The organism is Francisella sp. 19X1-34 (assembly GCF_041102755.1).
GTDB lineage: Bacteria > Pseudomonadota > Gammaproteobacteria > Francisellales > Francisellaceae > Francisella.
Map to the genome: position 1 here is coordinate 1 of NZ_JBGCTX010000071.1, position 11,889 is coordinate 11,889.

The window sequence follows — 11,889 nt, forward strand, 5'->3', positions numbered from 1 at the left end:
GTTGGAGTTGGAGTTGGAGTTGGAGTTGGAGTTGGAGTTGGAGTTGGAGTTGGAGTTGGAGTTGGAGTTGGAGTTGGAGTTGGGCTGTTGCCAACGATATCCCAAGCATCGCTACCATACGTCCCACTTGGTTTATATGCAGCTATTTGACACCATCCTGAAGCAGGCCAACCTTTACATTTATAAGTTTTACCATTATCTGTTACTGTTGATCCTGCAACATAGGATGATAGATCATTAGTAGACCAAGCTTCTGTAGCGTTAGCCATTGTAAAAGATCCTATGCCTATTAAAGTACATATCATAGCAGGTGTTAACTTTAGTTTGTTTTTCATGATTCATCTCCTTTATAAATTTATAAGAATGTAAGATATCTGTTTTATATTTTTATTATATGACCACAAAAAAATAATTAGCAATTAAAAAAAAACATAATAGTCATTTATTATAACTTTGCTAAATCAAACTTATGCTAAGTATCTTAGATGGTTTATTTTATCTTTATTTGTGTTAATAATATCTTAAAATTATGAGTGCGAATATATGTAAATTTAATAGGACTTATTAGATTTTAATAAATACTTAGTAGCATATATTTTGACTAATAGTTAACCTGAAAATCATAATATATTCGGTCAATTACAAAGCACTTAAAATGCTATAATTTTTGGTATATTAATTTTTGATTACTGCAAATGCATAAAAGAATTTTTTATTATCTTTACCTTTAATATTCTCTAATTTGGTTTTACCAATGGTAGGAATAGTTAATACTTCTATTATTGGGCATCTTAATAATAGTAGTTATTTAGCAGCTATTGGCTTAGGGGTTTCTATAGTAAATGTTATATGTTTATTATTTGCTTTTTTTAGGATGAGCTTAACTGGTTTAATAGCACAAAATATTAATGACGTTGAGGAAATGTTTTGTATAGTTCTAAGAGCTGTAATTGTTGCAAGTATTATTGCAGTAATTATTTTTATATTGAAACCTTTAATCTTGAATTTGGTCCTAAACTGATAGAGATGTGAAAACTTTATTTGTTGAGTTCTATAATATTGCTATATATATGTTTTGGTTTGCATTATTAAATTTTATATTTTTAGGCTTTTTCATAAGTATAGGTAAGACAAAAGTAGTCTTATATAGTTCTTTGATTTTAATGATCTTAGCAACAAGCTCCAGCGTGTTTTGGGTTATATATATGCAATATAATGTTGTGGGAGTTGCGATCTCTTTAGTATTTGCATATTGTTTTACAACTATATTTTTACTTATAAAAATTTATGGATTCTTTGTGAGCAAAGGAGTAAAAATAAAAAATACTCTTAAAGGATTTGATTACTTTACAATTAGTGAATATGTACCTTTTTTAAAGCTTAATACCAATATTTTTATACGTTCATTGTGTTTATTGTTATCAATGAATTCCTTTTATTTATTTTCAGCTTAATATGGTAAAGAGGTTTTAGCAGCAAATACAATATTGATTGAAGTTAGTTTATTTATAGCCATGTTTCTTGATGCTTTAGCTAACACTACAGAATCACTAGTTGCTCAAGCTTATTTAGATAATGATCAACGTATATTTAAAGAGGTTGTGAGAAAGACATTATTACAGAGTTTAATAGTGACATTTATTTTAATATTTATTTATGCTTGCTTTAAAAATCATATAATTACTATATTTACATCTTTAGCTGATGTGAAATACCAAGTTAATAAGTATATTTTATTTTCGATATTAATTCCTATAGCAGCTAGTTTTAGCTTTTGGATCGATGGGGTCTTTGTTGGGTTATTAAAAACTGTAGCAATGAGTAACGCTATGATTTTAGCGGCTTTAGCTTATATTATAGCAGTAATTTTATTAGACTAGTTTGAAAATTATGGTTTATGGATGACTTTGATATTATTCTATATAGCTAGGACTATTTTTTTAATTCCACCATTAAAAACTTACTTAAAAAAAGGAGTTTCTTAGAAGCTTTTGCATTAAAGAAACGACAAGAATTATAATTATTTTGAAACTATTAAAGTAGATATTAGATAATAACCATAAAAGAAAGAATGGGAGAGTATATGTTAAATATTGTCGTATTAGAAACAGCACCATACAAAAAGGAAGATTTTATTTTTCTACAAAAGTTTGGTAACGTCAAAATTTATGATAAGACTAGTTCTGATGAGATTATAAAGAGAATATCAGGTGTTGATGTTGTGATAGTGAATAAATCAATCTTATCAGAAGAGCATTTTAAAGTAGCTCCAAAATTAAGATATATAGGCGTTATGTCAACAGGTGTTAATTCTATTGACCTTATTGCGGCAAGAAAATATAACATAACCGTAACTAATGTACCTGCTTATGGGACAGATGCTGTTGCACAGCATACATTTGCATTAATATTGCACATAATTAATAAAATATCATTAAATGTTAGTTCTGTTAAAAATGATTCTTGGGCAATTAGTAAAGAGTGGTGTTTAATAAGTAATCATTGGAATCAGCTATCAAATATGACAATAGGGATAATTGGATTTGGTAATATTGGAAAAAAGGTTAGCTCTATTGCAAAAGTATTTGGGATGAAGGTTTTAGTATATAGTAGATCTAAATATAATGATGAATCAGTCTGTTTTGTAAGCTTAAATGAGTTGCTTAAAAATAGTGATATTGTAAGTTTACATTGCCCACTAACTAAAGAAACAAAAAATATAATAGGATCAAAAGAGCTATCATTGATGAAAAAAAGCTCTATATTAATAAACGTTAGTAGAGGTAATCTTATTGATGAGAAAGTTTTATATGATAAGCTCAGTACAAATGAAATAAAAGCAGCAGGTCTTGACGTATTAGCACAAGAGCCACCAAGTATTAAAAATGACCTTAATAAATTAGATAATTGTTATATAACTCCACATATAGCTTGGACAAGTATAGAGGCTATGAATAAAATACTAGATGTAATAAAAGATAATATTGAATCATTTTTAGCTTCTAGAACACAGAATGTAGTTAACTAAAATAAATGATTATAGTCTCTAGAGCATGTTTTGTAAAATGCTATGACCCTATCTTATTGAACTTTATTTAAATTGCTTGAAAACTATGGATTATGAGAGTTGTTAGTATTATTCTAAAGGCTAAATATATTGAGACTTTTTTATAAAAGGAGATTGAGATGCCTCATATAGTATTAGAAATACCTAAGGAAATTAATATTCAAGAAACAAAACAAATACTAGATATTACGCAAGAATATTTAATAGAAAACTTACCTACGAAAATACAAGGGTTTAGGGTTAGAGTTTATAACTATGAATATTGTAGAGTTGCTGGTGCTGAAGATAAAAAGCTTATTCATATGCAAATTAAAATTTTAGCTGGACGTAATCAGGATCATCTGACTAAAATATCTAAAAACTTAAAAGAAAAGGTTATTGATAGTTTGAAGCTAGATATAGATAAATATGCTTTTTCTATTGAGATAATAGATCTTTCACCTGCATATGCTCATTAATATTTGATTATCGTTAATATTGTACTAATATATATAAAATTTTTTAAAAGAATCATTAAATGAAAGAATATAAGAGACTACTGTTTTCAACTTTAGGTGCTGCTTTTGAGTATTATGACACAGCGATATACTTTGTTTTTGCTCTAACTATTGAAGATAAGTTTTTTGATAGGGGTAGCTCTATCAGTGGAATGCTATTAGTTTTTCTTGTATATATAGTTGGCTACATAATTAGACCTTTGGGCGCTTGGGGGTTTGGCTATATTGCAGATATAAAAGGAAGAGCATTTATACTTCGCTTAAACATGGCTTTATTATTTTTCTCAACAATAATATTAGCCTTTTTACCAACTATTGGAAGTATAGGAGTATTAGCTACTATATTGTTTGTACTTCTTCGTTGTATTCAGGCATTAGCTATTGGTGCAGAAATACCTGTTTCAGTAGTTTATATAGTAGAGAATTATCCAAAAAGGCAAGGTTTTGTAACTAGTATGGTGTTTTGCTGCTTGAGCCTTGGGGTTATGATGACATCATTAGTTTTATTCTTATTAAATCATCTTACTAGTCAAAACTTTGTGCATGAGTATGGTTGGAGAATAGGGTATTTTCTAGGAGCATGTTTTACTCTAGCTTTATTCTTTTTAAGAAAAAATGTTATTGATTTACCTCAGGTTAAAGAGGCTATAGCAAATAATCAAGGTAGAACTTCTTCAAGAGGAATATTTGTTATTAAAACAATAGTTGGTATATTTTTAGTTGCTGCTATTGCAATGCTATTTACTCAGTTGTATCTATTCTTACCAACATTCCAAAAGATGTATATACCTTCTAAATTTGATCTATCAGATTTACTCTTAACAGGATCTATAATTATGGCAATAAGCTGTTTGGTTGGTGGTTTTATTAGTGATTATGTTTCTAAAGCTAAGATGTTGGCATTTTTGATTATTATATCAATGGTGATAAGTCCTATTTTCTATAAAAACATAATTGATGGTAAAGATATTTTTGCGAGTTTTATCATACTATCTATAGTTATGGGATTTTTTGCTTCAACATATAATGTCATAATAACCAATTTCTTTAGATTAGAATATAGATGTAGAGGTTATGGAATATCTTATAATCTAGGATATTTAGTATTCTCAGCAGGGGCTCCGGCACTTACAATATCTTTAATCTCTGTTACTAATAGTTTATTAGTTCCTATATATCTAATTATTTCTGCATGTGTAGTTTCATTGGTAGGAATTGTTGGAGCTAGCTTTTTTATGAAAAAGGTTTAAATATCATTGAAGAAGGATCAGATTTAAATTGATTATAAAGCTCAATTATATATCTATCAGTCATTGATGATATATAGTCACAGATAATTCTAGCTTTACCTTGGGCGTTGTGAGTGTTGTAAAATATTGCCCCAATATCATCAGGTAGAAGACTCTCATTTGTATCAGAGCTAATCAAAATATCAAAAATTTCAGATATAATTTCCCTACCTCTATATCTCAAAACATTAAGTTTTGGTGATTTTATTATCTTAAATAAAATATATTTTTTTAGAACTTCAACTTGTTTTCTGACTTGATCATTCAGATAAACTTTAGAGATAATAGGTGCTTTTTGATTTATATCAATTTCGATATTTTGGATACAACTATTTACTAGTTTTGAGGTTAGCTTTGTCCGTAAAAGACTATTATTAGCTATGTTTTTAGAAATTTTATAAATATCTCTGCAGTCAGAATCAAAATCAATATACTTTGAAAAAATATCCATTAAGATGAATTTAATCTCATCTCTAGTTATTTCAAGATCCTTAGGCATAGCATTAAAAATCTTTTCAAGAAGCCCATCATCAATACTAGCCATAGATAGTGGATCAATAAAGCCTCCTTTAAGAGCATCTTCTACATCATAAGTTGAATAAGCAATATCATCAGCTACATCCATAATATAACATTCAATAGTTTTGAAGCTATTTTCTGTAGGTGTTAAATTATATGGTTGTAATAATTTTTGCTTAATATCATCAATAAGTCTAGCCTCTTCATTGTAGTATCCTTTAGTTAGTTGCCCAAGGTCACTAATAGGAGGTATTAGATTATCATATTTTATAGTTGCTGCAAGAGTTCTATAAGTTAGGTTAAGACCAAAGCTTTGTTTTTGATCAACATCTTTCTTTGCAGTGTGGGAAATTAGGCGAAGTGTTTGAGCATTACTTTCAAAGCCACCAAAATTACGCATTTTTTTATTTAGGGCAACTTCACCATTATGTCCAAAAGGAGGGTGACCAATATCATGGCAAAGAGCAGCTGTTTCGATAAGGTCATAATCAAGATTAAGATCATGTTCAGCATTTAGTTTAACAGCAATTGATTTGGCTATTTGAGCTACTTCTAAAGAATGAGTAAGTCGATTTCTAAAAAAGTCATTTTCAAAACTTGGAAATATTTGAGTCTTTGCTTGAAGTCTTCTAAATGATGAAGAATGCACAACGCGCGCATAATCTCTACGAAAAGGCGAGAAGTTTTCTTTTTTAGCAATATTGTTATTTTGTCTTAGAAAGTCATTTTCATGATAAAGGTTTATAGGCATATGAAATTTAATAAAATGAAGCTTATAATTACATATTAGATTAAAAAAAAATATTTACAAGTTCACTTATTTAGCTCATTAATCAAAAGCTCAACTAATTCCAAAAAGCTTTTTCTATTATATTCTTTTAGTTTAGATTCTTTGCAATATTCTTTTATCTCATTATCATTAATGGTATTTTTTAGCTTTGTAAGTTTGCTTATTCTAACTCTTTTAATTGTATTTTCCTTTTCTTTGCTAGAAAGATTTCTCCAGCTTTCATTTTCCTCTTTAGATAGATCTTCTTTGAAATATCTAATTACTCTCCAGTAATTACCAAAGTAATTTAAGATAACTCCAGTAGTTTCTCTCTTTTTAGTAGCTTCTTGCTCACTAAAAAGTTTTTGTATTTTTTCTTTTCTATCTTTTTTAGTTTCATTTTCAGAACTATACCAAGTAACTCCTGATGAATTTATAATAAAAAAGTTGCCTCCATTTTCTGTTGCATATTTAATATTTTCTCCAGAAAAATAAAGCAGAATGAAGGCTTTAAAAAGCATAGGGCAAACAGTTGGAAAAATATTACTAATAATTTCAGTAAGATTTCTGTTATATTCATCGTTAGTTTTTTTGAATATTTCAGATTGAAATAACTCTATAAAAATAAATAATATAAGATGGGATATTCTATTATTTCTATTCTTAATTGTTATTTTCCAATCATTTGGGAATTCATAATCCCAGCTCATGTATTTAGTTTTATATACTTCATCAAAGAAGACTCTAAAAAAACTTTTTAGAAATAGCTTTTGATATTTGCTAACTTTTGTAGTGTATTTATCTAAACTTTTCTCTTCAATATATATTTTGAGGTCTGATAAAATAACAAAGTAATTACTTTGAATGGCGCTTTTAATAATGTCTTCTAGAAAACTTCTTCTAAAAAAGTGCCAATTATGAAAAGTATTTTTATTAAAATTCATAGATTCTGATAAAGAGAGAAGCTTTCTTATTTTCCTTTTTTTATTTATTTTCTTATTTTTAAACTTATCAAAAAATATTTCACTATTTCCTAAAAGTGATTCATCCCATTCTATAATCTTGGGTAGGATGAAGATTCCAATTTCTGATAAATTTCTTTTTTTAATATTAGTTATATATGTTTGTGATAGCTGTATAGCTAGCTCAAACTTTCTCGACGCCATTGCTTTATCAATATGGGAAATAAATATTTCAATAAATTCTCTCTCGTTATTAATATTTTCTTCATACCAGATAGATTGCCATGATTTGACCATCTTATTGGCTATTTTAATATTATTAGATTTACTAAGGTAGGGTAACTTAGAAAAATTTAGCTTTTTCAAAAATGATTTCTCAAATTGATGTTTATCCCCCTCTGAAAATTTTAGAAGTTTTTTGAATGGCTTATAAAATTCCCAAATAATAATAACTACAATTAATAAACATATTAGTTTTGCGGTTATCGATATATTAGTTCCTGAAAAAAATGAAAAGAAAAATATTCCAAAGATTGCTAACCAAAAAACCTTTTTAGTTCCAAAAACTTCATCACTTAAAACCATTTTTTCAAATTGGGTTTTCTTTTTCTCCTTGGAGCTCAGTATATCAGTTAGAAATACGATTACAAAAGGAATAAATATGGCTAGTATTCCTAGAGTGATGTTCTGAAATAACGAGGGATCAAGACTTTGTAAAAGGATTTCAGTTAAATTCTTCAAAGCTTCAAATACTTGTAAGATAACAGACATATCAAGTTAATTATCAAGGATTATATTTATTTATTTTAAACTAAAAGAAATATTATTGAGAAAATTATAAGAATTAAAGTTTATTTTTGAACATCAAATCTACCAAGCATCATAACTTTATGCCAAGCTTTAGCAAAATCATTGACAAATTTTTGCTCATTACCATTTTCAGCATAAACTTGAGCTACTGCTTTAAGCTCAGAGTTTGAACCAAAGATTAGATCTACAGGTGAAGCCGTCCATTTTTGCTTACCAGTTTTTCTATCTATGCCGATATATTCTCCAGCATTTGTATCAGACTTTTTCCACTCTGTAGACATATCTAGTAAGTTTACAAAGAATTTGTTATTAAGCTGGCCAGGAGTTGTTGTAAATACTCCTTCTTGAGAGTCATCATAGTTTACATTTAGCGCACGCATACCACCAACTAAAACGGTCATTTCTGGGACATTTAGATCAAGCATACTTGCTTTTTCGACTAAAGCTTGAGGCAATTGATTAACAGCTATACTACCATCCGTATAGTTTATAAAACCATCAGCTTTAGTTTTTAGATAATCAAATGATTCTATGTCAGTTTGAGCTTGTGTAGCATCTGTTCTACCTGGTACAAAAGGTATTTCTATCGTATAGCTAGCTTGTTTAGCTGCTTGCTCAACACCTACATTACCACCTAATACTATTAAGTCAGCTAGGGAAACTTTGGTACCATCTTTTTTGCTATTGTTAAAGTTAGTTTGGATTTCTTTAAGCTTAGTAATAACGACTTCAAGTTTAGCAGGTTCATTCATTTGCCAATCTTTCTCTGGAGCTAAAGCAATTCTTGCGCCATTTGATCCACCTCTGTAATCAGTTTTTCGATATGTAGACGCAGAATCCCAAGCAGTTCTTACAAGCTGTTGGTTAGTAAGTCCAGAGCTTATAATATCTTGCTTAAGCTGTACTATATCTTGACTAGATATCTGCTTATAGTCAGCTTTAGGAACTGGATCTTGCCAGATAAAGTTTTGCTCAGGAATCCAAGGACCTATATATCTAGATTTAGGTCCCATATCTCTATGAGTTAGTTTAAACCATGCCTTAGCAAACTCTTCTTTAAACTCCTCTGGATTATTATAAAATTCTTGAGCATATTTATTAAACTTAGGATCTTCTTTTAATGCAAGGTCAGTAGTAAACATTATAGGTTTATGTTTAACTCCTGGCCTATGAGCATCAGGAACCATATTTTCTTCTTTTGCATTTGTTGCAACCCATTGATGAGCGCCTGCTGGAGATAATGTTTTTTCATAATTTAAGTTATATAAATTATTTAAGAAATCATGGTTCCAATATGTAGGTGTTGAAGTCCAAGAACCTTCAAGACCACTACCCATAGTGTCATCACCTTTACCAGTACCATAGCTGTTATGCCAGCCAAAACCTTGTTGCTCTATAGGTGCTTTATCTGGAGCTGGTCCAATATCTTTTTTGACATCTTTAGCAGGAACTGCACCATGAGTTTTACCAAATGTATGTCCACCAGCAATTAAGGCAACAGTCTCTTTATCTGTCATACCCATACCACTAAATGCCTGACGAATTGCATCTCCTGATTTTTTTACATCTGGTTTACCATCAGGGCCTTCAGGGTTTACATAGATTAATCCCATTTCTGTAGCAGAGAATGGTTTAACTAGTTTTCCATCTTTGACATTACTTGAAAGCTCTTCAGGAGATATACCCCAGTTCGTATCATCAGCTTGCCAGTCATCTTCTCTACCAAATGCAAAACCAACAGGTTTCATTCCCATTGACTCTAAAGAAACTGTACCGGCTAAGACAAGTAAATCAGACCAAGAGACAGCATCTCCATATTTTTGTTTGATTGGCCATAGAAGCTCTCGAGCTTTATCTAGGTTTACATTATCTGGCCAACTATTTAAAGGGGAGAACCTTTGTTGTCCACGATTAGCGCCACCACGACCATCTGATACTCTATATGTTCCAGCATCATGCCAAGATAATCTAATAAAGAAAGGTCCATAATTGCCAAAGTCAGCAGGCCACCAGTCTTGTGATTGAGTTAGAAGTTCTTGCATATCTTTCTTTAACTGCTCAGTATCAAGCTTCTTAAAGGCTTCACGATAACTATAGTCTTTACCCATTGGGCTATCTACAATATTCAAGTTACGTAAAGGAGATAGATTTACACTTTGAGGAGATAAGCTACCTCTGTTTTCTGCAAAAGCGCTATCACCAGTTAGTAGCATACCAGACATTCCAACAGCAGAGACAATTTTTTTTACCATGGTTAGTTCCTTTTTTTAAATTTGGTTTTAGTTTCGATCTTTAATTTATCTAGTAATTAGATAAACCAGATACTCACTATAGTAAGGCTATTTAATATGTAAAATAAATTAAGCCTATAAATCGATTCTATTTAAACTTATAAATTGAGTCAAATAGTAATTGGTTATATCAATAATAAATATTTCTTATATAAGATTTGCTAAATTTCACAGAAAATAGTTTGTGTGATAATATATAGGTTATTAAATATTAATTATTGGACTTATTAAATATTATGTCATATGGTAATATCCTAGCTCTACCAAAAGCGGAACTTCACCTTCATATAGAAGGAACATTAGAGCCTAAAATGATGTTTGAGCTAGCACAAAGAAATAAGGTGAGTCTTAAATATAGCTCAATAGATGAAATTAAAAGAGCATATAATTTTAATAATCTCCAGGATTTTTTAGATTTATATTATCAGGGCATGTCTGTGTTATTAACAGAGCTAGATTTTTATGATCTAACTTATGCTTATTTAGTTAGAGCAAATCAAGATAATGTAACTCATACAGAAATATTTGTAGATCCTCAAGCGCATTTAGAAAGAGGAATATCTTTATCAATAGTATTTAATGGCGTGACTCAGGCTATTAAGCAGGCTAAAAAAGATTTTGGTATCAAGGCTAGTATAATAGTGTGCTTTTTACGTCATTTATCAGAAGATCATGCTTTACGCTCTTTTGAAAAAATAATGGATTTTCGTGAGCATTTTATAGGTATAGGCTTAGATAGTAGTGAGTTAGGAAATCCTCCATCTAAATTTAAAAGAGTTTTTGAGCAAGCAAAGAAAGAAGGCTTATATTTAGTTGCACATGCTGGAGAAGAAGGACCTGTTGAGTATATTTGGGAAGCTATAGATATATTAGGTATAGATAGAATAGATCATGGTAATGCTATTTTAACTGATGAAACATTAACACAAAGAGTTATAAAAGATGATATAGCTTTGACAATGTGCCCATTATCAAATAAATGCTTAAAAGTTACCAGTAACCTAGCAGATCATCCCGCTGCTAAGCTTTTAGAGAAGGGTGTTAAAGTAACTATCAATTCAGATGATCCAGCATATTTTGGTGGTTATGTTAATGAAAACTATAGGCAAATAGCTCAAGCTTTAAACTTATCTGAAGCTCAAATTATTAAGCTTATAAATAATAGTTTAGAAGCAAAGTTTATCTAGGTCAAAAGCTATGGAATTAAAAATATCAGAAGGGTTTAAAGAAGAAGATTTTTCTTTTAAAAGAGAAACAGTAGGAGGGATAACAACTTTTTTGTCAATGATGTATATAATTATTGTTAATCCCGTTATATTGTCACAAGCTGGAATACCTTTTGCAGGTGCTTTGACTGCTACAATAGTAGTGTCTTTTATCGGATGTATACTAATGGGGATATTTTCAAATAATCCTATAGCAATTGCACCAGGTATGGGGATTAATGCATTTTTTACTTATACAGTAGTGCAACAAATGCATGTAAGTTGGCAAGTTGCTTTAGGAGTTGTCTTTTGGTCAGGGATTATTTTTACAATTTTATCAGTAACAAATATAAGAACAAAAATTATAAAAGCTATTCCTAAACAGATACGATATGCTGTTGTCTCGACCCTTTACAGACTTTTGTGTAAATTTTTCATAGGCTACCAATCCTATCTTCAAATTTAATCATAAAATGTGCA

11 protein-coding genes and 1 pseudogene are annotated in these 11,889 nt (G+C 29.7%); 8 read left to right on the plus strand and 4 right to left on the minus strand.

The genetic code is table 11. The annotated features are described in order from the left end of the window. Window positions 1-335, minus strand: a pseudogene (locus AB8E56_RS09915) (hypothetical protein); the annotation flags it as partial. A gap of 419 nt (window positions 336-754) precedes the next feature. On the opposite strand from AB8E56_RS09915, the gene AB8E56_RS09920 reads away from it, so the two are divergent. From AB8E56_RS09920 to AB8E56_RS09945, 6 genes are all read left to right on the plus strand, one after another. Then, a complete protein-coding gene (locus tag AB8E56_RS09920; protein WP_329480617.1) occupies window positions 755-1,021 on the plus strand; it encodes an MATE family efflux transporter in 267 nt (88 codons plus the stop codon). Between the two features lie 7 nt (window positions 1,022-1,028). Continuing rightward, on the plus strand, window positions 1,029-1,454 hold the full coding sequence (locus AB8E56_RS09925) for a hypothetical protein (RefSeq protein WP_329480619.1): 426 nt from the start codon (window positions 1,029-1,031) through the stop codon (window positions 1,452-1,454). 33 nt (window positions 1,455-1,487) lie between these two features. Further along, on the plus strand, window positions 1,488-1,880 hold the full coding sequence (locus tag AB8E56_RS09930) for an MATE family efflux transporter (RefSeq protein WP_329480621.1): 393 nt from the start codon (window positions 1,488-1,490) through the stop codon (window positions 1,878-1,880). A gap of 203 nt (window positions 1,881-2,083) precedes the next feature. After that, window positions 2,084-3,028 (plus strand): NAD(P)-dependent oxidoreductase, encoded by a 945-nt coding sequence (locus AB8E56_RS09935; protein WP_329480623.1) that lies wholly within the window; start codon window positions 2,084-2,086, stop codon window positions 3,026-3,028. Window positions 3,029-3,186: 158 nt separating this feature from the next. After that, window positions 3,187-3,525, plus strand: coding sequence for a hypothetical protein (locus AB8E56_RS09940; RefSeq protein WP_329480625.1), 339 nt, complete (start codon window positions 3,187-3,189; stop codon window positions 3,523-3,525). Between the two features lie 59 nt (window positions 3,526-3,584). Beyond that, window positions 3,585-4,814: an MFS transporter gene (locus tag AB8E56_RS09945; protein ID WP_329480627.1), complete on the plus strand. Its 1,230-nt coding sequence runs from the start codon at window positions 3,585-3,587 to the stop codon at window positions 4,812-4,814. On the opposite strand, the gene dgt is transcribed toward AB8E56_RS09945, so the two are convergent. The 3 genes from dgt to katG form a co-directional block, all read right to left on the minus strand. Next, window positions 4,798-6,123 (minus strand): dGTP triphosphohydrolase, encoded by a 1,326-nt coding sequence (dgt, locus tag AB8E56_RS09950; protein WP_329480629.1) that lies wholly within the window; start codon window positions 6,121-6,123, stop codon window positions 4,798-4,800. The genes AB8E56_RS09945 and dgt overlap by 17 nt on opposite strands. A 62-nt stretch (window positions 6,124-6,185) precedes the next feature. Then, window positions 6,186-7,874 (minus strand): hypothetical protein, encoded by a 1,689-nt coding sequence (locus AB8E56_RS09955; protein ID WP_329480631.1) that lies wholly within the window; start codon window positions 7,872-7,874, stop codon window positions 6,186-6,188. Between the two features lie 80 nt (window positions 7,875-7,954). After that, complete coding sequence (katG, locus tag AB8E56_RS09960) at window positions 7,955-10,165, minus strand: catalase/peroxidase HPI (protein ID WP_329480633.1); 2,211 nt, start codon at window positions 10,163-10,165, stop codon at window positions 7,955-7,957. Window positions 10,166-10,440: 275 nt separating this feature from the next. Between katG and AB8E56_RS09965 the strand changes: the two genes are divergently transcribed. Both AB8E56_RS09965 and AB8E56_RS09970 read left to right on the plus strand, forming a co-directional pair. Continuing rightward, a complete protein-coding gene (locus AB8E56_RS09965) occupies window positions 10,441-11,391 on the plus strand; it encodes an adenosine deaminase (protein ID WP_329480635.1) in 951 nt (316 codons plus the stop codon). A gap of 10 nt (window positions 11,392-11,401) precedes the next feature. After that, the gene (locus tag AB8E56_RS09970; RefSeq protein WP_329480637.1) at window positions 11,402-11,875 is read left to right on the plus strand and encodes an NCS2 family permease; all 474 of its coding nucleotides are present in this window, start codon (window positions 11,402-11,404) and stop codon (window positions 11,873-11,875) included. The last annotated feature ends 14 nt before the right edge of the window (window positions 11,876-11,889 follow it).

Excerpts from the sequence above, each read along its gene's own strand:
- AB8E56_RS09920 (WP_329480617.1), top strand. The coding sequence starts at position 755 with ATGGTAGGAATAGTTAATACTTCTATTATTGGGCATCTTAATAATAGT.
- AB8E56_RS09935 (WP_329480623.1), top strand. The coding sequence starts at position 2,084 with ATGTTAAATATTGTCGTATTAGAAACAGCACCATACAAAAAGGAAGAT.
- AB8E56_RS09940 (WP_329480625.1), top strand. The coding sequence starts at position 3,187 with ATGCCTCATATAGTATTAGAAATACCTAAGGAAATTAATATTCAAGAA.
- AB8E56_RS09945 (WP_329480627.1), top strand. The coding sequence starts at position 3,585 with ATGAAAGAATATAAGAGACTACTGTTTTCAACTTTAGGTGCTGCTTTT.
- dgt (WP_329480629.1), bottom strand. The coding sequence starts at position 6,123 with ATGCCTATAAACCTTTATCATGAAAATGACTTTCTAAGACAAAATAAC.
- AB8E56_RS09955 (WP_329480631.1), bottom strand. The coding sequence starts at position 7,874 with ATGTCTGTTATCTTACAAGTATTTGAAGCTTTGAAGAATTTAACTGAA.
- katG (WP_329480633.1), bottom strand. The coding sequence starts at position 10,165 with ATGGTAAAAAAAATTGTCTCTGCTGTTGGAATGTCTGGTATGCTACTA.
- AB8E56_RS09965 (WP_329480635.1), top strand. The coding sequence starts at position 10,441 with ATGTCATATGGTAATATCCTAGCTCTACCAAAAGCGGAACTTCACCTT.
- AB8E56_RS09970 (WP_329480637.1), top strand. The coding sequence starts at position 11,402 with ATGGAATTAAAAATATCAGAAGGGTTTAAAGAAGAAGATTTTTCTTTT.